Origin of the sequence: Flavihumibacter fluminis (assembly GCF_021491375.1) — a bacterium.
Classification (GTDB): Bacteria; Bacteroidota; Bacteroidia; order Chitinophagales; family Chitinophagaceae; genus Flavihumibacter; species Flavihumibacter fluminis.
The window spans coordinates 612,159-632,513 of sequence record NZ_JAKEVY010000003.1 but is presented as its reverse complement, the minus strand read 5'-3'; the positions used below and the strand labels follow the sequence as shown (position 1 = coordinate 632,513).

Below are 20,355 nucleotides of genomic sequence, written 5' to 3'. Positions count from 1 at the left end.
ATTTTGCCGCCAGCAGTATGAAACTGATCTCGCCAGCCATATCGAGACTTGCCCGGCTGAGGCTCTGGCAAATTGAGCAGTGGGTTGCCAACCCGGTAGCCGCTCAGCGTGAGGTATTACAGGAATTAGTGACCTCCGCTCAATACACCGAAATCGGCCGCCAGTACGGGTTTAATCGCCTGTTTACCGTAAGAGAATTCAAAAGAACCGTGCCCGTCCATGAATATGAGGATCTGAAGCCTTTCATTGAACGCATGCTGCAGGGCGAAGAAAATCTGCTCTGGAATACCCCCATCCGCTGGTTTGCCAAAAGCAGTGGTACAACCAGCGATAAAAGCAAGTTTATTCCTGTAAGCGATGAGAGTTTGGAAGAAAATCATTACCAGGGTGCTAAAGATGTATTGACCCTATATTATGGGCACAATCCCGACTCCGAATTACTCAGCGGTAAGGGTTTGGTGATTGGTGGATCCCACCAGGTAAGCCAGGCAACAGAAGATATCAGTTACGGTGATTTGAGCGCCGTGCTCCTGCAGAATTCACCATTTTGGGGACACTGGTTGAGAACACCTGACTTATCCATTGCATTAATGGATGAGTGGGAACATAAGATTGAACAATTGGCTCTTAATACCATACCGGAGAATGTTACTTCAATTTCAGGAGTCCCGACATGGACCCTGGTCTTGATGAAGCGCATACTCGAGATGACGGGCAAATCCTGCATCGCAGAAGTATGGCCCAACCTTGAATTATACATGCATGGCGGAGTTTCATTTGTACCATACCGTGAGCAATTCAGGCAACTGATCGGAAAAGACATTCAATACCTGGAAATGTACAATGCCAGCGAAGGGTTCTTCGCAGCACAGGATAGTCCGGATGCTGATGGCATGTTATTGTTCACCCGTCACGGAATTTTTTATGAATTCATGCCAATTGAAGAATATGGCAAAAAGTTCCCGAACACGGTTGGATTGAATAAAGTTCAACTGGGCAAGCAATATGCGCCAGTGATCAGTACTACCGGCGGACTTTGGCGGTACATCATTGGGGATACCATCCAGTTCAGTTCCCTTGCTCCTTACCGCATCAAGGTAAGTGGTAGACTGAAACATTTTATCAATGCATTTGGCGAAGAAGTGATTGTGGACAATACAGATAAAGCCATTTCATCCGCCTGTGAAAAAACAGGTGCTGCAGTAAATGACTATACAGCTGCCCCGATCTATTTCAGTCAGCATGGCAACGGTGCTCACGAATGGCTGGTGGAGTTTGAAAAAGAACCGGAAGACCTGGCCCTGTTTGCTTATGAGCTGGATTCAGCGCTCAAGAATCTGAACAGTGATTACGAAGCAAAAAGACAAAAAGACATTGCCTTACGGATGCCCGTTGTAAGGGCAGTGAAAAAAGGCCTCTTCAACGAATGGCTGCGTTCACGCGGCAAACTGGGCGGTCAACATAAAGTTCCCCGTCTCAGTAATGACCGTACCATCCTGGAATCCATCCTTAGTTTTTTGTAGAACCAAATTTGATGTACAGGTTTCGCATAATGTAGTAGGGCAATGTGAAATAATTACTGGATACTTTTTTTACTCCTCCAAAATCCAGTTTGAACTGCAACAAGCTATCAATTACATCCTTGCTATTGGGTGGTGAATACCCTCCGAAATCATAGACCTCAATTCCTTCATCTTTGAATGCCAGCATATCACGGTAGTGCAGATACTTATTGGCACGTCCTATCTTATTGCGATCAAAGTTTTCATCAAATCGTTTGGAAGCGGAGTGCATCTGCCTGACAATTTTTTGTTCAGGGTCATATACATAAGTATGTGCAGCTAAAATTTGTCCGTTTAATTCTGCATAACTGATCCGCAGGGAATCGCCAAAGAAAGCAATACGTTCATTTGTTTCGGGGGATAATCCTTTACTTTTTGCAAACTCATTAAAAAATGCAACAAACTTCGGAATGTTGTTATCGAAATAGCAGATTACCCCATCTTCTTCTGATTTCCGAACCTGGGCTTTTACCGTTCGGGCAAAATCATCCAAAATTTTCTCTTTCGATTTGGTCAGGTCCAACTCAACCGTATAATTAGCTTCTCTGATCAGGAAGGGATGCCATTTGTCTTCTCTAACATGGTTAAAAGAGTGAATCAAAAATTTGTTCAGTATTCCCGGACGAATGGAAAACCAGTTATCATGCACATTTAGTCCGTAAAATTTTCTAGAGTACCAGACCATAGGTTGTAATTAGGTTTAAGGTTTATTCGATTTAAAAATAGCCAAATTCATAAAACTACCTAATTTCACAGCTAATTTTTAGACGAATGAAACTTCTGGAGAATAAGATCGCAATCGTAACCGGCGCTGCCCGGGGTATTGGGGAAGCCATCGCCCTGAAACTGGCTGAGCAGGGTGCACATATCGCCTTTACTTATGTCAGTGAAAGTAGTGCGGAAAAAGCCGCCGCCCTGGAACAAAAACTGGCCGGATTGGGTGTAAAAGCGAAAGCTTATCGCAGTAATGCGGGCAAATTCGAAGATTGCGAAACCCTGGTAAATGATGTCATTGCACAGTTTGGCGGCATTGATATCTGCGTGAACAATGCAGGTATTTCGAAAGATAATCTATTGCTCAGAATGACTCCGGATCAATGGGATGAAGTAATCAATACCAACCTGAAATCGGTTTACAATATGACCAAGCAGGTGATTCGTCCGATGATGAAAGCAAAATCCGGCAGTATCATCAATATGAGTTCCATTATTGGGATGAAGGGAAATGCCGGACAGGCAAGTTATGCCGCCTCCAAAGCCGGGATAATCGGATTTACCAAATCGATTGCGCAGGAATTGGGCAGCCGGAATATTCGTTGTAATGCCATCGCTCCGGGATTTGTAGAAACCGATATGACGCACTATCTGAAAGAAGGCAGCGGAGCCGATGAATACCTGAAACAAATTCCGCTGGGCCGCTTTGGTTCAGCAGAAGAAATTGCCAATGTAACGCTCTTCCTGGCCAGTCCGATGAGTTCTTATGTAACCGGCCAGGTAATCAGCGCCTGCGGCGGACTCTATCAATAACCGGTAAAAAAGCCTTACTCTAACAAAGAAGGTACTGTTTCTAATTGATATCCTCTCTGTTGCAACCAGGTGATCAATTCTTCCAGCCGATTCCAGAAGGGATCGGGCCTGCCTGGACCAGTGCCAACATGCAATAGCAGCAGGAACCCATTTAAGCCGTATTTGGTCTCCCGATCTTTTATAGAAGCAAAAATTGTTTCAGTGTTTCTGTAATTTTTGTCCTGTATACGGGTATAATCTGCCTGGCTCAAGGTACCTGATGTATTATTAACCAGGTGACGTCCTAACTGCTTTGTCCACCAAACGATGCTATCATTGTACCATTCATAGGAAGGCATGAAGTAGACTGATTGTGATGCATCAATGCCAACCGCCCGCATGGCTTCCTCATTGTTTCGAATATCATTTTGGTAAATCTCTTTTGATACCAACAGGCTGTCGCGGTTGGACCAGTCGCAGCATAACAGGTGCTTATCTCCATGTCCACCCATATAATGTCCGTCTGCTTTTAACTCCCGGATCAGTTTCTGGAGTTTCAGGTTCCGGTAAAAATCGCCGGTAAGAAAAAAGGAGGCTTTCACTCCCTTCTTCTTTAATACCCGCCGGATGGTGGCTCCGCCTTCCCCGAATTCATGCCCGGTAAACACCAGCGCAAGCGCCTTTCGTGTACTATCGCCCCTTGTGATTGCGCTGACCGGTCGGGAGCTTGTCCGCCTATGGCGGGTGGCATCCACCACGGTGGATTGAAGCAGGATTTCACCGATCTCGCGGAAGAAGGGGTAACCGATGGAATCGTATTCATAGCGGTTATCATTCAGGATACCATCACTGTTCACATAGATCACCCCGCTTAACATAAACTCGCGATTGCGGGACTTGTCCAGGATATAGGCCACATCAATCAGGTAACCGTAGGACCAGCCAGTTTTATTAAAGATCCGGATATGATCCGGCACTTTCCTTTTCCCATCACGGTACAAAAAGAACTTGGAATAACTGTCGAAGAATTCAGTGGTATCAAAAACAGGAAACCTGGACTCTGAAGGCAATTCACTGATCGCATCCAGCATTAATTTTCGCGTTTCATCGGATAAATGAAAACGCTGCCGTTCAGGCACGCTGGAAGGAAAGAGGAAGGACTGCAAAACTTGCTGCATATCCCGCAAGGGTATACGATTATGAGTAGTAAAATCAAAGGGTTCCTGCACCAGTGAATCCGACCAGTTGTAATGCGCATTGCCCACCAGGATCCTGCGACTGAAATCAAAGGGGAAAGCACTTTTTATCGCTGGCTGTTCCATCAGTAAACGGCCATCACTGGTTAACAATTGAACCGCTTCAGTAACCCGATGCTGCTCCGGTGTCAATGGTATAAATCGACGTGTGATCCGGCTACCGGTATAACCCATTTCCTGGAGCCGGACATTGATCGCCTCCTGCCCCAGGAACTGAAACAATTTATTGTAAGCTACATTATCACTCACAATCATTGCTTCTCTTACTAGCTCCAGCAAAGATTTAGGCGCTGAACTATCTGTTTTTAACAAGGTCAGCGGATTTATTCCAAGGGACCGCAGCGAATCCATCTTTTCCATCACCATCAATGCCACTGGAAATTTGACCATAGAAGCCGGATTGAAATACATTGAATCACTGACATTCAGATACTGATGCCTGAAAACCGGCTGATTCGAGCTATTCCTGGTGATTTCGGTATAAATCAGTTGATATTGGTAGATCTCGGGATGATCTAATACATTCTTCAAAGCCGGACTCGCAGCTGCCCGGATGCGTTGCTCCAGTGCCACATCATGCAATCGTTGCTGGGCTTTTATTTGAACACCCAGCAAACTCAATAACCCGATCATTCCAATCCGGAATTTGAACAGATTCATGGTAATTCAACACTTGATTAAACAGGAAGATAATTATTCCTGTTATTTTTGACCCTTTCAAAGCTTGCTAAAACAGTACACATGAAATTGGTTTCCTATTTAGTGGAAGGACACGATCAGTTGGGTATTTATGTTGATGGATACATTTACGCGATGGAAACCCTCCACCCCGATCTACCCGGCTCAATGGGTATGTTCCTGCAATATTGGGAGGACTCCTATCCCCTGGCATTGAAGGGTGAAGAGATGGTGAAGATGGGACGAATCCCCAAAGAAAGAGGCCTCCCCTATGATGCAGCCTATCTCCTGGCACCCATTCCTTTCCCTACCAGTTGCCGCGATGGCTATGCATTTCGCCAGCATGTTGCTTCCGCACGCCGGAACCGAAACGTACCCATGATTCCTGAATTCGATCAATATCCTATCTTTTATTTCACCAATCATACCAGCATCCAGGGCCCCGGTGACATAGTATGTATGCCCGATCATTTTGAACAACTGGATTTCGAACTGGAAGCTGCCATCGTTATTTGCAAAGCAGGAAGAAACATCAAAGCGGAGGAAGCAGACCAATACATAGGCGGACTAATGATCATGAATGATATGAGTGCGCGCCGCCTGCAAATGGAAGAAATGCTGCTCAACCTGGGACCTGCCAAGGGAAAAGATTTTTCTACGGTGATCGGTCCCTGGCTGGTAACACTCGACGAACTGGAGCCTTTTGAAATTGCGCCAAAACCCGGTCATACCGGCAAGAACTGGAACCTGCGCATGCAATGTCACGTGAATGGCATACAGGTGAGCGATGGAAACCTCGGTGATATGGATTGGACCTTCGCTGAAATCATAGAACGCTGTTCCTATGGTGTAACCTTACATCCTGGTGATCTGATAGGCAGTGGCACCGTTGGAACCGGTTGTTTCCTGGAGTTAAATGGAACAGGAAAACTCAATGATCCTAATTATGTAGCACAGTGGCTGAACGATGGCGATAAAGTGGAATTAACGATCGACCAGCTTGGTGTATTAAGCAATACCATTGTAGCAGAACCCACTGATTATTCTATTCTGGCAAGAAAAAAATCCGGCCATGCAGATTGATTTCAACACACTGACTGCCCCCCAAAAACAACAGTGGCTGCAACATGCGATCGGACCCAGGCCCATCTGTTTTGCCTCTACCATCAGCGCTCATGGAGAAGTAAACCTGAGCCCGTTTTCTTTTTTTAATATGTTTTCATCCACCCCGCCAATCCTGGTTTTTTCCCCATCCAGGCGGGTACGCGATAATACTACCAAGCACACACTGCAAAATGTTTTGGAGGTTCCGGAAGTTGTGATCAATATTGTGGACTACGAGATGGTACAACAGATGTCGCTCGCGAGTTGTGAATACCCGAAAGGAACCAATGAATTCATCAAGGCAGGTTTTACACCAGAAGCCTCCAGCCTGGTGAAACCTCCGCGGGTAAAGGAAAGTAAGGTGCAACTCGAATGCAAAGTGCTTGAAACAAAAGAGCTGGGAACAGAAGGAGGAGCAGGTTGCCTGGTCATTTGTGAAGTACTTCGTATGCACGTGGCCGATAGTATCCTCAATGAAGCCGGCACCATGATCGATCAGTGTAAACTGGAACTGACTGCCCGCCTGGGAGGCAACTGGTATTGCAAGGTGGATGCTTCCAATTTATTCGAAGTGGAGAAACCCAATACGGAGCTGGGAATCGGGGTGGATGCACTACCGGCCCCCATCCGCAACAGCAGCATTTTAACGGGCAATAATCTCGGGCAACTGGCTAATGTAAGGGCCATTCCGGATGTGGATCCTTCCTTCCACGATGAGCGCCTGAAAAATATCTTTCAATATTACTCGGTTACTCCCGATGAAATGGAACTGGAGTTGCATCGCTATGCAAAAGAATTACTGGATCAGCAAAAAGTTGCGGAAGCCTGGCAGGTATTGCTGGCACTGAATTAGCCGATCATCAAATCCGGGTACAGTAATTCCAGTGAAACTCCTTTTGATGGATAATTGTCCATCAGGTAATCGAGAATTTCCGGGATATTATTATTGTATTGCAGCTCATTTCTCTGTTCTGTACCAATCCATTTCAAAAATTGGGAACAGAAACCGATATCAATTTTTTTCAGCACTGGAATACCAAATGTTTCAAGTGCGGCCGCATTACAAAACTGCTCATATTGTCCTTGTATAGGAATCACCATCAGTTTCTTACCCATGTGTAATACTTCCGCAGGTGTTTCAAATCCGGCACCTGTAATTACTCCAAAAGAATTGATCATGCTTTCATTAAAGAGGCGCTGATTTACCGGCAGTAGCTTTACGTTTTTATGTTCTTCCGGGCGACTGACCTGCCTGGAGAATACTTCAAACTTAAAAGCCCTGAGTTGCTGAAAAACCGGGATCAGCGATTGATCGCTGTAGGCAGAAAGATACACCGTGATATGTCCCATATTCCGGGGACTTGCCTGTAAAATATCCTTTTTAATTACGGGTTCAAAAATAAAGTCGTCGTACTTTTTGAAGTGCAGTCCTATATGCTGCGAAGCTCTGGCATAATTTTTTAAAAGCCACTCTCCGAAGAAATCCTGCTTTGCCGGTCGCGGTACCCGATCTGACTGAAAAGCCGCCTGGTGTCCAAGATTTACAGAGGGAACTTTTTTATACAGACATGACATCGCCGTAATAGATTCAAAATCATTGATAACCACATCGTAGTTTTCAACCGGCAGGTCTCTAACCTCTTTCCACAACCGCAATGGATTCAATTGGGAAGCAATACGATTATAATGTAATCCCCCGTTTGTATTGTAAAAAAGACTCAGCCCCTTGCTCCTGTACCGAACCGGTAACTCATTCTGCAACTGGGCATTGGCTCCGCTCAGGAATACATCCACTTTTCCATAGCGTTGCAGATATGGCAACAATTGCGCGGCCCGGCTGATATGTCCGTTTCCTGTAGCCTGTACTGCATAAAAAATCTTCATCCTTGTTTGTTTTTAGGGTTTATATCGCCAGCGATTGCACATAAAAATTCACTTCATCGGTCACGACAGTGAGTTCCGTTTTTTCAATTTCCAGTTTACTGTTGGCAAATTGTTTTTCATCGTAAGTGTAGATATGCCAGTCGTTCTGATAAAATTCAAGCGATGTCATATGCTCCACCCAATCACCGCTGTTCAGATACATCACTTTCCCTGCTTCCGTTTCCACCAGGCGTTTCTGTGGTTGATGGATATGTCCGCAGATGACATAATCATATTTCTTTTCGATGGCGATCTCGGCCGCAGTCATTTCAAAATCATTGATACGGATCACCGCTTTGTTCACACCGGCCATAATGGATTTGGATAAACTCACCCGTTCACGTCCCAACACCTTCATCACAGCATTGATTCCACGATTCAGCAACATCAGAAAACCATATCCATTGCTACCCAGTTTAGCCCAGAATTTCGCGGAGCCGCGGGTGGTATTGTCAAAAACATCACCATGAAAGATCCAGGTCATTTTGGAATTGATTTCAATCACCAGTTTATCAGTTAATTGAAAATTACCCAGTTCAACCCCGGAATACCTTCGCATAATCTCATCGTGGTTGCCGGTGATATAGATAACCCTGGTTCCTTTGGCCAGCATACAGAGAATTTCTTTCACCACTGCCATATGACTCGCCGGGAAATAATGTTTGCTGAACTGCCAGGCATCAATGATATCCCCATTAAGGATCAACATTTGAGGTGCGATGCTCTTGAGATAGTTCAGCACTTCCCTGGCTTTGGCTCCATAAGTACCCAGGTGGAGATCGGATAGGATGGCTACATCAAGGGGACGTCTTTCCATAATGGGATGTTTACCAAAATTGCCCAAAGGATATTACCCCCATGTAAACCATGTATTAAAGAATTGTAATGTCTGGCTTTGCAGTGGATGCGTTATTTTTGCGCTTCAAATTTTGGCAGCATGCATTTATCTGAACAAGAACTGATCCGAAGAGAGAAACTGAACCAGCTGCAGGAACTGGGCATTGACCCCTATCCTGCGCCACTTTACCCTGTCAATACCAACGCCGCATATATTAAAAGTCATTATAAAGGCGAAGAGAATAAAGCCGATTTCGCCGAAGTATGCCTGGCCGGCCGCATCATGAGTGTGCGCGATATGGGAAAAGCCAGTTTCGCGGTACTGCAGGACAGTACCGGTCGGATCCAGATTTATGTAAGACGTGATGATATTTGTCCGGGTGAGGACAAATCCCTCTATGATAAAGTCTGGAAACACCTTACCGACCTTGGAGATATTTTCGGGGTGAAAGGATTTGTTTTCACAACCAAAACCGGTGAAACATCTGTACATGTGACGGAACTCACCATGCTGACCAAATCGCTGAAACCACTGCCGGTGGTGAAAGAGGCTGATGGCCAAACATTCGACGAGGTTACGGATCCGGAGTTCAAATACCGCCAGCGCTATGCCGACCTGGTGATCAATCCGCAGGTGCGTGATACCTTCGTAAAGCGCAGCAAGATGATCAATACCATCCGCGATTTTCTGAATGATCGTGGAGCATTAGAAGTGGATACTCCGGTATTGCAGGCGATTCCTGGTGGTGCAGCGGCTCGCCCCTTTATCACACATCACAATGCGTTGGATGTTCCTTTTTATCTGCGTATTGCCAATGAATTATACCTGAAGCGTTGCATCGTTGGCGGGTTCGACTGGGTGTATGAGTTCAGCCGGAACTTCCGAAACGAGGGAATGGATCGCACCCATAATCCTGAGTTCACGATCCTGGAATGGTATACCGCCTATAAGGATTACAACTGGATGATGGAAACTACCGAGCAATTACTTGAGCAAGTAGCAATCGCATTGCATGGTACAACGGAAATTCCGGTGGGCGAAAAAATCATCAGTTTCAAAGCTCCTTTCAAACGCATTTCCATATTTGATGCAATCAAGGAGAATACAGGCATCGATATCAGTGAAAAAGATGAAGCGGGATTACGGGAAGTTTGCAAACAACTGAAGATTGATGTAGCTCCAACAATAGGAAAAGGCAAACTGATTGATGAGATTTTTGGTGATACCAGTGAGCACACTTATATACAGCCAACCTTTATAATTGATTACCCGGTGGAGATGAGTCCGCTTACAAAGAAACATCGCAGCAAACCCGGACTGGTAGAGCGTTTCGAGCTGATGATCAATGGAAAGGAAATCGCAAATGCGTATTCTGAATTAAATGATCCGATTGATCAGCGGGAACGCTTTGAAGAGCAGGTTAAACTAATGGAACGGGGCGATGACGAAGCTATGTTCATTGATCAGGATTTTCTCCGTGCACTTGAATATGGCATGCCACCAACCGCAGGAATTGGTATTGGAATTGATCGTCTGTGTATGTTACTGACCAACCAGCCGTCTATTCAGGATGTGCTGTTGTTCCCGCAGATGAGACCGGAAGCGTAAAAATGTGAGATGTCAGACGTGAGATGTGAGAAGAGGAATTCCGTCTCACTTCTCACGTCTGACGTCTCACTTCCTCATACAAACAAATCATTCATCAGCTTCTGGTTCGGATTCACGGCGTACTTGGTGAAATCTGTGATGCCTTCCGCGGAAAGGACTTCTTCATCAATAAAGAAGTTCCCGGTGCATTCAAAGGAAGGACGTTGCAGAATGTAATATGCCGCATCGGCTACAATTTCTGGAGTGCGGCTCCTTTGCATCAGAAAATCACCTCCCAACAGGTTTTCAACTGCAGCCGTTGCAATCGTGGTTTTAGGCCAGAGGGCATTGGCGGCAATACGATGGGGCTTTAATTCTTCTGCCAATCCGAAAACTACCATACTCATCCCGTACTTGCTCATCGTGTAAGCAAGGTGGGGAGCAAACCAGCGCGGATCCATATTCAGCGGTGGAGATAAATTCAGAATATGCGGATTGTGCGATTTCTTAAGATGCGGGATACAGGCTTTAGACATCAGGAAGGTTCCCCGCACATTGATCCCATGCATCAGGTCCCAGCGTTTGGCTTCGGTTTGTTCAGTTGGGGTTAAACTGATCGCACTGGCATTATTAATAAGTATATCAATACCACCTAATTCGGAAACTGTAGACTGAACCGCCTGTTCAATACTCTCTTCAAAACGGATATCCGCCTGCAGGGGAAGTACTTTTCCCGCTCCGGCTGCCTTTATATCTTCAGCAGCCGTATAAATGGTGCCTTCCAGTTTGGGATGGGGCTCCGCAGTTTTTGCAGCAATCGCAATATTGGCCCCATCTGCGGCTAATCGCATCGCAATGGCCTTTCCGATACCCCTGGAACCGCCCGTAATCAGGATGTTTTTATTCTTAAATGACATGACAAATCGTTTATTTTCAATATACTAACGAAAGTTAGGTGAGTTCTACCAAATTTCCTTTCGTAATTCTACGAAATCTCCAGTAAATCATGAAGCGGGCAAATTCAGCAATAGCACTCTTGTGCAGGTTGCAGGTGGTTTATACTTTTGTTATGTCAGTGATCGATATCAAATCACCCAAATCCTAAAGAAAAACCAGACCGATGTAAATCGGACATCCAAGATCCAAAAAAAACCAAGTATCCAAGATCCTAAAGGCGAAAGCCGAAAAACCAAGAGCATCACAATATCCAAGAAAAGACCAAGTATCCAATTATTCGGTAGAAAGACCAAGAAAAAACCAATGTTCCGAAGAAAGACCAAGTGATTCGATCTCGTTGACCTGACAAAGTAGTAAGTTTTTAGAATCCAGTATCAGATCCAATTCCTAGAGAATGACCACGTCCTGAAAAAAATTTGTACCTATCGATGGCCGAGACCCGTTGGTTCTGAACGTACAAAGAATTAAAAAACCCGATGCAGTCCATTGCATCGGGTTTTTTACTTTTATCACTCAAGCTGTCTGAAAGAGTTTAGAACCCGTTGGTTACCCAATGGGAAAATTAAGCGAGGTTGAGGAAGGGTTTATTTCCCATGATTTCGTCGATTCTTGCCAGTACTTGTGGTGTCAGCAATGGCAACACATCCAGGGCTTTCAGGTTGTCAACCAGCTGTTCTTTGCGGGTGGCCCCCAATATGGCAGTAGTTGTATTCGGGTTGGCCAGCGTCCAGGCGATCGCCAGGTTACCAATGGAAACGCCCAACTCCACAGCCAATTCATTCAGTTTTTTCAGTTTCGCGATTTTTTCTTCCTGCAGCCAGCGATCCCTGAGCCATTCAAATCCTTCAAGCCCCAGCCGGCTTCCTTCCGGCATGCCCTGAAGGTACTTTCCGGTCAGGAAACCCGCCGCCAGCGGACTCCAGATGGTGGTTCCCATTCCCACATTCTGAAATACTGGCAGGTAATCCTGTTCCATCTTCATACGTTCAAAGAGGTTATACTGAGGCTGTTCCACAACTGGACCAATCAGGCGGTATTGTTGCGCAACGCGATGGGCTTCCATGATTTCAGCACCACTCCACATGCTGGTACCCCAATAGAGTACCTTACCCTGGGTAATCAGGTTGTGCATGGTCCAAACCACTTCTTCAATCGGAACAGCGGGGTCGGGACGGTGACAGAAATAAAGATCCAGATAATCGGTCTGAAGTCGGTCCAGCGCCTCGTGACAGGCTTCCACTATATGTTTTCGGCTCAGGCCCGTTTGATTGGGTTTATTCTCCTTGCGCCAGCCGAAAAACACTTTGCTGGATAATACATAGGAACTACGATCCCAATCTTTGGTTTTTAGTACCCGGCCCATCATTTTTTCACTCTCACCAAGCGCATACCCCTCTGCATTATCAAAGAAATTGATTCCCTGTTCGTAGGCGATACTCATCAGTTCATTCGCAGTAGCATCACCAATTTGCTTGTGAAAACTTACCCAGCTACCAAAACTGAGTGCACTGAGTTGAAGGCCGGTTCGGCCCATGCGACGGTATATCATGAATTGCGTTTTAGTTTTCTTTTTTTGGCGGAACCGATGGTATGGGTTCAGCCACCGGAGCGGCGGGCGATTGACCCGTTGGGCGGGCAGGCGGGGTGTTCAGGGTATCAGTGGCAACACCAGTAGAATCTGCCGGGGTTGCGGGGCCAAACCCTCCTTTGGGTACCATCACCTGGCCTGTGATCTGTTTGATCAGGTACCAGTTGAACGACTGATCCGCCTCCAGTCCTTTCCCAAAGATAATTTTATCCGGCTGGTGGATCTGAACATCTTTATCAGTATAGAAAATTTCTTTGTTCTGATCCCACCATAGTTCCTCACATTTCAAGGTGTCTTTTCGGTTATTGAACACCAGCACACTATCCCGCAAAAATACTTTCTGCTCCGTCTCCCGGTAGCGGCCATACTTGGCAAACAGTTCACTTTGAACCAGGATGCTATCGTTATAAAAATCCACGTGCAAACTGTAGGGAAATTCAATATATGGAGAATCAGTCTGATACCGGTTCATCACAGGTGCCGTTAATTTGGCTTTCATCTTTCCTCCCTGGCTAAGATAACTCTCAATGGATTTTGCTTCTTCAACAGCAATCCGATTTTTGGAAAGTGCTTCCAGTTCTTCCTGGCTGTTTTCGCAGGCAGTCAGCAGCAGGCCAAAAAAAAGACAGCACCCTAACAGTGCTGTTAATTTTGACTTACTTATATCGTGACAAAAATTAGTCATATTTCCGCTTCACGAACCAGAGATCACTTAGGGTAGCGCCCAGTGAGATCCGGAACATATTTTCCTGGAGGCGTGTTTCTGGCGTACCTCTTCTTCCAAATTCAATGCCCAGGTTCAGCATGGTAAACTGATTACTGAATCGGTTTGGACGAACAGGAAAACCAAATCCCATGGTCACGGTGTACTTTTTCAACTCTTCACCTCCGTACCGGATATAATCGGTTCCGAGGTTAAAGCCGGCCCGGTAGGTTACCCTTCCCCAATAATTGGATCCGTATGCGCTCGGAATAAACTGCCCGCCGATACGAAACATATAAGTTGAACCAACCGAATCTTTGGCATCATAAAGCCGGAAGTCATCCCAGGAAGTGGTGGAATACTCTGCACCCAACATCCATTTATCCTGACGTTCAATGGTGAAACCGCCGGAATAGGTAGAAGGAAAAATAACAGTGCCCTGAACACCTTCCTCGCGGTAAACGGAATCCCTTATAAAAGTTCCTCCGGAAGCATCATATTCGAAAGTTTCCCGGATAATATCTCTATTAGCATTGTATTCGCTGGAGAAAGTGGCCGTTGCTCCTAATACCAACCTTATATCCTTACTTAGTTTAGCCCGGTACTGAATACCCGTATTAATTGACAAACCACCAAAATTGATCTTGGTCTGGTAATTTCCTTTGTAATAAACCACACTATCGTTGATAAAGGATTTGCGGGTTCCGAAGTCCTTGGTACCGAAGAAATAACCCAGGTTGGCTCCAATGCTGAAATTTCCAAAACCTTTACCCAATCCCATATAGGCCTGGTAAGATCCGCCCTTGCCCTGGTATAGCGTGAGGGTTGAATCTACGCTGTTTCCAGTTTCAGGATTGATTTCACGTCCATACGACTGAATCTGGTAGTTGATCCGGCTAATGGGTCTCAGGCCCAACACCATGGAAAAATTTCGTTTCCGACTAATTGGTACTCCTAACTGGAGGTAGGATATATTGGCGAAGGTGGCTTTGTATTTCTCGATAACATTCCGCTCCTGCAACACCTGATTTTCTACTTCGAAGCCAATATCGAAGGAGGTTGTTCTCAGCCGCGCATAGGAAGCAGGGTTCAGAAAATTGATGGATTGGGGTTTGAGGTAACGGGGAACACCCTGTTTTACATCATAACGCTCATCAAAATCAACATAACCGGTGGTAAGACCGCCCATTCCTCTGGTCACGATCGGGGTGGAAGGAACCAGGTTACCCCAGCCATAACGGGAGTACGGCGAGTTTTCCTGGGCATTGGTCACCATCCCACAAAACAGCAGTACGGTTAAGAGCAGAAGGTTTATTGGTTGTTTAATTACACTCACTGATCGCATACAGTCCTTTAAAGATTAAATTCTGGTCGGCAAATATCTTGTTTTTTAAGTGGGGGACAAAATAGGCCGAATTACCCCCGGTTAACAGCACGTTAAAGTTCCCATACCTTTCTTTGTAGGCATCAATGAAACCATCGATCTCTTTGGCCATGCCCAGAATCACGCCGCTGGTGATATTGGTGACCGTATCATAACCCACGAGGGGGAAATTCCAGTCTTCCTTAACCAGGGGCAGAAGGGCCGTATAATCTTTCAGGCTGCGAAACCGCATTTCCATACCGGGTGAAATACCCCCGCCCAGGAATTCATGGTTCCGATTTACAAAATTGTAGGTAATGGCCGTGCCAAGTGCGATGGCCAGGTTGTTTTTCCCAGGAAATAGATTAACGGAGGCAGCCACCAATGCGAGGCGGTCGGCACCGATTGTTTCGGGTTTGCCAACCGGTGTAGTAAAAGGCAGCCGGGTAAGGTGTGAAAGCTTATGAAAATGAGCCTTTTCTGCTAGAAGTACCTCCAACGAAGGCGGATGATTCATAACAGAGGAGAGGATGATTTTCTCTGCGGGAAATTCCTCCAGCAAGGGTGCAATCGCCGCAGGCTCAAGGCTTTCCAGCAAACGGACACCAGAAAATTCACCATTGGTGAAAATGGCCATTTTCTGGCGGGTATTTCCAAAATCAAAACAAAGCGTAATGCGCGCCATAAGGGATTTCGCTGGATTTACAACTCAAAATCGAGCGAAGATAGGTTTTTAAAATGGCCGTTGAGTTTAACTTTTTCCTTTAGCTGCTCCATTTCCGCCAGTACCGGTAATACCTTGGCAAGATGGCGCTTTAGATATTCCTGTCGCTGCAATTCATGCAGGAGGCTGAGTAATTCATATTCTTCCTGAACCGAAAGTCCGGCATGATGCGCCACATCATAACTAACCAGCAGCTCGTCCGGTTTATTAAATTTTTTATCCAGTTTAAGAACCTGATGCAATTCCCGGATACTGCTGATCAGTTTTCGCATCAGCTCGGGATTACCCCTACCCTCTACGTTTTGGGGATAATGAACAATGGCTCCGCTATACAATTTATCGGGAATGGATTTCACCACTTCCAGCACTTTAAAAACGGTGAGCCCTTCCGTTTCAATATCCATTTCTCCGTTGTCGTATAACTTGCTCACTTTTTTCACTCTTACCAGGGTTCCCCATTCACCCAGTTGATTGTTGAGCACGGTTGGAATGCCAAACATTTTATTGTCGGCCACACATTCCTGGATCAGTTGTTTATAACGAGGTTCAAAAATATGGAGGTTCAATTGTTCACCTGGAAACACCACGATACCAAGGGGAAATATCGGAACAAAATTGGTCATAAGCGTAAAGCAAACAATATTAAGAACAAAAGGCGATTCAAACCCGGATTCTGCAAGATTATCTACCTTCATCCTATGTGGGATCAACTTTTGTCAAAGATTTTACACGGCGATATTAAAAGCATTGCACGCTGCATTTCACTGATCGAAAATGAAGTTCCCGGTTATGAAGAATTGCTGAAGGCATTACCGCATCATACCACCCCAATCGTTGGAATTACAGGACCTCCGGGAGCCGGAAAATCAACCCTCGTGGATGCCCTGATTGGGGCACTGGTGCAGCAGGAAAAATCGGTAGCTGTTTTATGTGTGGACCCTTCATCACCCTTCCATCTTGGTGCTGTACTCGGCGATCGGATCCGGATGAGCAGCTGGTACAATCATCCTTCGGTTTTTATCCGATCGCTCGCTACACGGGGTTCTTTAGGAGGACTACATCCGCATATTATTGAGATAACGGAACTGTTAAAAGTAACTCCATTTGATTACATACTGGTGGAAACAGTAGGGGTAGGACAAAGTGAAATCGAAATAGTCGGTTTGGCAGATTGTACCACCGTGGTATTGGTTCCGGAAGCCGGTGATGAGATTCAGACCATGAAAGCAGGACTCATGGAAATTGCGGATATTTTTATTGTAAACAAAGCAGACCGGCCCGATGCGGATCTCTTCCTGCGCAATCTCCGCAGCATGCTTGCGCCTAGTTTCAGCAGACACTCCACGGAAGTTCCAATAATCAAAACAATTGCATCTCAAAAGCAGGGCATATCCGACTGGCTGCAGGCCATTGAAGCACATCTTGTCATACACAAAGAGTCAGATAAACGTGCCTGGCTACTCGCTGAACGCGCCTATCATCTTATCGAACGCAACCGCATGAAAGATGTAAATAAACAACGCTTGAAAGAAGCCATTGAAGATTTACAAAGGCGACATGCATTTAACCTGTATCAGTTTGTGCAGCAATTTTAAAACGTGAGATGTGAAATGTGAGACGTGAGACGTGAGATGTGAGACGTGAGAACGGAAAGACTTCCATCGTCTCACTTCTCACGTCTCACGTTTGACGTCTGACGTCTCACATTTGACGTCTCACATCTCACTTCCTCATTCACATCCTATCGGTGCCCCTGGTGGTATCACCGCATGCTGCGTAGGTTTTGCTTTATCCGGGGCTTTCATTCGTTCCAGTGCGTAATTATAATGGGCTTTTAAAGAAGTATCCGTTGTGCTTTTCAGGGAAGCTTCGAGCCATTCTTTTAACTCCCTGACTACTGCAGCACCCCGGGCGCGCGCCGGAATGGATAAGGATTCATTGACCGACCAGTTCAGCAGGTAGGTAAGCAATACCTGTTCTGTTTGTTGCTGGATCATTGCCTCCATTCCGGATTTTCGGTTAGCCTTAAAAGTTAGCTCTATCAGTTTCGTTGCCATTTCACCTGCGGAGAGTCCTCCCTGTTGTCCCTGGATTTCCATTCGATTGATGCGATCAGGATGAAAAATAAAAGAGAATGGCAGATCAGCCGCCGTTTCTGCAGGTGCGAGCGGATCGAAATTCAGTCCGCTTCGCTTGGTAAACAATTCGCGTGAGGCACTATACCCGGCCGGCCTTGGTGGAATCAATTGTAAAATCTTATCGGGTATTCTCAGCGCCGCAGGATCAAGGGTTTGCGCGATGGCATCCAGTGCTTTTAATTGCTCTTCTTTTGTCACCATTTTCATAGCCGGAGAACCATCTCCTTTTACAGCATAACTATAATAAACACCTCCCAGCAGTTTGGCAGCAGCTTCCACCTGGTAACGGTGATAAAAATATACCGGCACCAAAACATCTTCCAGCATTGCCATGGGAGTACCATTTCGAATGGAGTTGGCTCCAAATGCATCCAGTGCTTTTGTCCTGACCTTCATCACTTCTTTCAGTTCCGTTACTGCATCGGTTCCATTATCCCACAAATGCGCCTGCGGATGCGAACCACCGGGTGCACGGGCATCCCGGTCTGCGATGAACAGCAGTCCTTTTGCTGCACCATCCCGAAGCAGTTTATCAAGAGCTGAACTTTCATTGGTATTATCTGCAAACTGCGAGTATCCATAAGCGATAGCCAGCTTATCCCAGTCACCAATTTTGGTATCGTAGACTTCACTCATGTCAATCTCTCCTTTGGCAGTTAACCGGATGAGCGGATGAGGATAATCCATCACACTGGCCCTGTTATTGACACTGGAGGCATAGTTGTGCATGATTCCCAGTGTGTGTCCCACTTCATGTGCCGCCAGCTGTCTTAGTCTGGCCAGTGCCATTGACAACATTTTATCATTGGCAGGTACTCCCTTTTCAAATGGTGCCAGCAGTCCCTGGGCAATGAGATAATCTTGTCGAACCCTCAACGAACCAAGGGTAACATTACCTTTGATAATTTCTCCTGTACGGGGATCCGTAACCGATGCTCCGTAACTCCAGCCACGGGTAGAGCGATGCACCCAGTTGATCATATTATAACGGATATCCATAGGGTCTGCACCTTCCGGAAGCAGTTCCACCCGGAATGCATTTTTGAATCCGGCTGCCTCAAAGGCTTCATTCCACCAGCGGGCACCATCCAGCAATGCAGAACGGATTGGTTCAGGTGTGCCATTATCCAGGTAATAAACGATTGGCTTTACGGGCTCACTGATGGCCGCTTTGGGATTCTTTTTTTGAAGGCGGTGGCGCCTGATAAAATATTTTTCAATGGGCTCCGAAACTGGAGAGCTGTAATCATAATAGGAAATCGGAAAATAACCTGCACGCGGATCAAAGGCTCTTGGCCTGTACCCATCGTCTGGTAATTCAACAAAAGAATGATGCATGCGAAGGGATATGGCATCCGGGTTGGCGGCGACCGACCGCACCTGTGGTCCCACTTCACCATCATTATTAACCAGTGTTACAGTTGCTTCCAGTTCTGTGTTTTTCGGAAAGTTCTTTATCGCTTCGAAATAAATGCCACTCCGGGTTTTATCCGGAACAAATGATCCCTGTTTGGCAGAGCGGATACGGGTACCTGCTTTCATGGCATCCCGTAATAGAAAATCAGTAGCATCCACCAGGTAGGTATTGCCTGTTGCCGCTTCTATCGGGAAGCCCCATACAATGGATGAAGCAAAGGATTCTTCTACCGCTTTTCGCTCCAGCGCGTCTTTACTATTTGCCCGGTAGTCATAGTTGGGTTGATGCAAAAACAATTTTTTCCCGTTCCGCTTAAAACGGATTACATGCTGAGAACCAAGCAGCCCGCGATCCAGCCCGATATCATTGGATCCCAATCCGGCCGGCAGGGAAATGCAGTAAAGAATTTCCTGGTCGCGTTCAGTTATTTCCAGCCAGATTTTTCCATTGTCTTTATCTATATAAAAGGGGATAAACCCTGCTGCTTTTTCAAGACCTTTTGTTTTTTCCTCGATGGAGGGAAGAGCCTGTCCCAATGAAAACAAAGGAATCAGCAGCAGTAATAAAATGCGCATGATGGTGTGTTTTGTTAAAAATAAGGAAACGGGAGACAAAGGAGGCAAGGAAGAAAGGAAGAGGGAGGAATGGAAGACGGAGAAATGGAAGATGGCAAGGATGGAGAAGGAATCACTGGAGCAGCAAACGGAAGGAATGTGAGACAAAGGAGACAAGGGAGACGGGAAGCTAGAAAGAGATTACATGTATCAGAACATATCGCGGTTGGATTTCCACCAACGATAACCAATAAAGCCCATCAGCGCAAGAGGGGTAGCAGCGAGATAAATGATCCCGGAATTAAGGGCTTTGGCAGGCTTTTCGCCCATTTGCTGGGCTGTTTTTGTACAGATAGAGCACTGTGCTTCGGCAGCATTGGAAAGCACTACAACAAACAGGAGCATCATTGTCCATCTCACCAGTCGCATAACACAAATTTTGACAAATTTAGGGAAG

At 45.9% G+C, this 20,355-nt stretch carries 19 protein-coding genes; 7 read left to right on the top strand and 12 right to left on the bottom strand.

The features are described 5' to 3' along the window. Nucleotides 1-17: 17 nt before the first annotated feature. A complete protein-coding gene (locus L0U88_RS13955) occupies nucleotides 18-1,523 on the top strand; it encodes a GH3 auxin-responsive promoter family protein (RefSeq protein ID WP_234866687.1) in 1,506 nt (501 codons plus the stop codon). Here L0U88_RS13955 and L0U88_RS13950 read toward each other — a convergent pair. Then, a complete protein-coding gene (locus tag L0U88_RS13950) occupies nucleotides 1,510-2,247 on the bottom strand; it encodes a GNAT family N-acetyltransferase (RefSeq protein WP_234866686.1) in 738 nt (245 codons plus the stop codon). The two genes, L0U88_RS13955 and L0U88_RS13950, sit on opposite strands and share 14 nt — an antisense overlap. A gap of 86 nt (nucleotides 2,248-2,333) precedes the next feature. On the opposite strand from L0U88_RS13950, the gene fabG reads away from it, so the two are divergent. Next, nucleotides 2,334-3,089: a 3-oxoacyl-[acyl-carrier-protein] reductase gene (gene fabG, locus L0U88_RS13945; RefSeq protein ID WP_234866685.1), complete on the top strand. Its 756-nt coding sequence runs from the start codon at nucleotides 2,334-2,336 to the stop codon at nucleotides 3,087-3,089. 14 nt (nucleotides 3,090-3,103) lie between these two features. Here fabG and L0U88_RS13940 read toward each other — a convergent pair whose 3' ends face one another. Beyond that, on the bottom strand, nucleotides 3,104-4,984 hold the full coding sequence (locus L0U88_RS13940) for a serine hydrolase (RefSeq protein ID WP_234866684.1): 1,881 nt from the start codon (nucleotides 4,982-4,984) through the stop codon (nucleotides 3,104-3,106). 81 nt (nucleotides 4,985-5,065) lie between these two features. Between L0U88_RS13940 and L0U88_RS13935 the strand changes: the two genes are divergently transcribed. Together L0U88_RS13935 and L0U88_RS13930 are read left to right on the top strand one after the other, a co-directional pair. Then, nucleotides 5,066-6,085: a fumarylacetoacetate hydrolase family protein gene (locus tag L0U88_RS13935; protein WP_234866683.1), complete on the top strand. Its 1,020-nt coding sequence runs from the start codon at nucleotides 5,066-5,068 to the stop codon at nucleotides 6,083-6,085. After that, nucleotides 6,075-6,959: a flavin reductase family protein gene (locus L0U88_RS13930; RefSeq protein WP_234866682.1), complete on the top strand. Its 885-nt coding sequence runs from the start codon at nucleotides 6,075-6,077 to the stop codon at nucleotides 6,957-6,959. Before L0U88_RS13935 ends, L0U88_RS13930 begins: the two co-directional genes overlap by 11 nt. On the opposite strand, the gene L0U88_RS13925 is transcribed toward L0U88_RS13930, so the two are convergent. Together L0U88_RS13925 and L0U88_RS13920 are read right to left on the bottom strand one after the other, a co-directional pair. Beyond that, nucleotides 6,956-7,990 (bottom strand): glycosyltransferase family protein, encoded by a 1,035-nt coding sequence (locus L0U88_RS13925; protein WP_234866681.1) that lies wholly within the window; start codon nucleotides 7,988-7,990, stop codon nucleotides 6,956-6,958. The two genes, L0U88_RS13930 and L0U88_RS13925, sit on opposite strands and share 4 nt — an antisense overlap. 19 nt (nucleotides 7,991-8,009) lie before the next feature. Continuing rightward, entirely contained in the window at nucleotides 8,010-8,846 is an 837-nt protein-coding gene (locus L0U88_RS13920) for a UDP-2,3-diacylglucosamine diphosphatase (protein ID WP_234866680.1), read from the bottom strand. Nucleotides 8,847-8,966: 120 nt separating this feature from the next. Between L0U88_RS13920 and lysS the strand changes: the two genes are divergently transcribed. After that, nucleotides 8,967-10,475, top strand: a complete 1,509-nt coding sequence (gene lysS / locus L0U88_RS13915; protein ID WP_234866679.1) for a lysine--tRNA ligase — start codon at nucleotides 8,967-8,969, stop codon at nucleotides 10,473-10,475. A gap of 74 nt (nucleotides 10,476-10,549) precedes the next feature. On the opposite strand, the gene L0U88_RS13910 is transcribed toward lysS, so the two are convergent. From L0U88_RS13910 to L0U88_RS13885, 6 genes are all read right to left on the bottom strand, one after another. After that, nucleotides 10,550-11,371 carry an SDR family oxidoreductase gene (locus tag L0U88_RS13910; protein ID WP_234866678.1) on the bottom strand — a complete coding sequence of 274 codons (822 nt, stop codon included), beginning with the start codon at nucleotides 11,369-11,371 and terminating at the stop codon, nucleotides 10,550-10,552. Nucleotides 11,372-11,973: 602 nt separating this feature from the next. After that, nucleotides 11,974-12,960: an aldo/keto reductase gene (locus L0U88_RS13905; RefSeq protein WP_234866677.1), complete on the bottom strand. Its 987-nt coding sequence runs from the start codon at nucleotides 12,958-12,960 to the stop codon at nucleotides 11,974-11,976. A 10-nt stretch (nucleotides 12,961-12,970) separates the two neighbouring features. Then, nucleotides 12,971-13,684, bottom strand: a complete 714-nt coding sequence (lptC, locus tag L0U88_RS13900) for an LPS export ABC transporter periplasmic protein LptC (RefSeq protein ID WP_234866676.1) — start codon at nucleotides 13,682-13,684, stop codon at nucleotides 12,971-12,973. Continuing rightward, the gene (gene bamG / locus L0U88_RS13895) at nucleotides 13,677-15,047 is read right to left on the bottom strand and encodes a BamG family beta-barrel-assembly machinery protein (protein ID WP_234866675.1); all 1,371 of its coding nucleotides are present in this window, start codon (nucleotides 15,045-15,047) and stop codon (nucleotides 13,677-13,679) included. Before bamG ends, lptC begins: the two co-directional genes overlap by 8 nt. Beyond that, the gene (locus L0U88_RS13890; RefSeq protein ID WP_234866674.1) at nucleotides 15,025-15,750 is read right to left on the bottom strand and encodes a type III pantothenate kinase; all 726 of its coding nucleotides are present in this window, start codon (nucleotides 15,748-15,750) and stop codon (nucleotides 15,025-15,027) included. The genes bamG and L0U88_RS13890 overlap by 23 nt, the downstream gene beginning before the upstream one ends. Before the next feature lie 17 nt (nucleotides 15,751-15,767). After that, nucleotides 15,768-16,412, bottom strand: a complete 645-nt coding sequence (locus L0U88_RS13885) for an LON peptidase substrate-binding domain-containing protein (protein WP_234866673.1) — start codon at nucleotides 16,410-16,412, stop codon at nucleotides 15,768-15,770. Between the two features lie 75 nt (nucleotides 16,413-16,487). Between L0U88_RS13885 and meaB the strand changes: the two genes are divergently transcribed. Then, a complete protein-coding gene (gene meaB, locus L0U88_RS13880) occupies nucleotides 16,488-17,384 on the top strand; it encodes a methylmalonyl Co-A mutase-associated GTPase MeaB (protein WP_234866672.1) in 897 nt (298 codons plus the stop codon). A 135-nt stretch (nucleotides 17,385-17,519) separates the two neighbouring features. Here meaB and L0U88_RS13875 read toward each other — a convergent pair whose 3' ends face one another. Next, nucleotides 17,520-19,919, bottom strand: a complete 2,400-nt coding sequence (locus L0U88_RS13875; RefSeq protein ID WP_234866671.1) for a zinc-dependent metalloprotease — start codon at nucleotides 19,917-19,919, stop codon at nucleotides 17,520-17,522. On the opposite strand from L0U88_RS13875, the gene L0U88_RS13870 reads away from it, so the two are divergent. Further along, entirely contained in the window at nucleotides 19,918-20,061 is a 144-nt protein-coding gene (locus tag L0U88_RS13870) for a hypothetical protein (protein ID WP_234866670.1), read from the top strand. The two genes, L0U88_RS13875 and L0U88_RS13870, sit on opposite strands and share 2 nt — an antisense overlap. Nucleotides 20,062-20,108: 47 nt before the next feature. On the opposite strand, the gene L0U88_RS13865 is transcribed toward L0U88_RS13870, so the two are convergent. Next, nucleotides 20,109-20,327, bottom strand: a complete 219-nt coding sequence (locus tag L0U88_RS13865) for a hypothetical protein (protein ID WP_234866669.1) — start codon at nucleotides 20,325-20,327, stop codon at nucleotides 20,109-20,111. Between the last annotated feature and the right edge of the window lie 28 nt (nucleotides 20,328-20,355).

What these genes read in the sequence shown, in the direction of transcription:
- L0U88_RS13885 (WP_234866673.1), bottom strand. Translation starts at nt 16,412, where the DNA reads ATGACCAATTTTGTTCCGATATTTCCCCTTGGTATCGTGGTGTTTCCA.
- L0U88_RS13875 (WP_234866671.1), bottom strand. Translation starts at nt 19,919, where the DNA reads ATGCGCATTTTATTACTGCTGCTGATTCCTTTGTTTTCATTGGGACAG.
- L0U88_RS13905 (WP_234866677.1), bottom strand. Translation starts at nt 12,960, where the DNA reads ATGATATACCGTCGCATGGGCCGAACCGGCCTTCAACTCAGTGCACTC.
- L0U88_RS13930 (WP_234866682.1), top strand. Translation starts at nt 6,075, where the DNA reads ATGCAGATTGATTTCAACACACTGACTGCCCCCCAAAAACAACAGTGG.
- L0U88_RS13950 (WP_234866686.1), bottom strand. Translation starts at nt 2,247, where the DNA reads ATGGTCTGGTACTCTAGAAAATTTTACGGACTAAATGTGCATGATAAC.
- L0U88_RS13940 (WP_234866684.1), bottom strand. Translation starts at nt 4,984, where the DNA reads ATGAATCTGTTCAAATTCCGGATTGGAATGATCGGGTTATTGAGTTTG.
- L0U88_RS13935 (WP_234866683.1), top strand. Translation starts at nt 5,066, where the DNA reads ATGAAATTGGTTTCCTATTTAGTGGAAGGACACGATCAGTTGGGTATT.
- L0U88_RS13865 (WP_234866669.1), bottom strand. Translation starts at nt 20,327, where the DNA reads ATGCGACTGGTGAGATGGACAATGATGCTCCTGTTTGTTGTAGTGCTT.
- L0U88_RS13925 (WP_234866681.1), bottom strand. Translation starts at nt 7,990, where the DNA reads ATGAAGATTTTTTATGCAGTACAGGCTACAGGAAACGGACATATCAGC.
- meaB (WP_234866672.1), top strand. Translation starts at nt 16,488, where the DNA reads ATGTGGGATCAACTTTTGTCAAAGATTTTACACGGCGATATTAAAAGC.
- L0U88_RS13890 (WP_234866674.1), bottom strand. Translation starts at nt 15,750, where the DNA reads ATGGCGCGCATTACGCTTTGTTTTGATTTTGGAAATACCCGCCAGAAA.
- L0U88_RS13955 (WP_234866687.1), top strand. Translation starts at nt 18, where the DNA reads ATGAAACTGATCTCGCCAGCCATATCGAGACTTGCCCGGCTGAGGCTC.
- fabG (WP_234866685.1), top strand. Translation starts at nt 2,334, where the DNA reads ATGAAACTTCTGGAGAATAAGATCGCAATCGTAACCGGCGCTGCCCGG.
- lptC (WP_234866676.1), bottom strand. Translation starts at nt 13,684, where the DNA reads ATGACTAATTTTTGTCACGATATAAGTAAGTCAAAATTAACAGCACTG.
- L0U88_RS13920 (WP_234866680.1), bottom strand. Translation starts at nt 8,846, where the DNA reads ATGGAAAGACGTCCCCTTGATGTAGCCATCCTATCCGATCTCCACCTG.
- L0U88_RS13910 (WP_234866678.1), bottom strand. Translation starts at nt 11,371, where the DNA reads ATGTCATTTAAGAATAAAAACATCCTGATTACGGGCGGTTCCAGGGGT.
- bamG (WP_234866675.1), bottom strand. Translation starts at nt 15,047, where the DNA reads ATGCGATCAGTGAGTGTAATTAAACAACCAATAAACCTTCTGCTCTTA.
- lysS (WP_234866679.1), top strand. Translation starts at nt 8,967, where the DNA reads ATGCATTTATCTGAACAAGAACTGATCCGAAGAGAGAAACTGAACCAG.
- L0U88_RS13870 (WP_234866670.1), top strand. Translation starts at nt 19,918, where the DNA reads ATGATGGTGTGTTTTGTTAAAAATAAGGAAACGGGAGACAAAGGAGGC.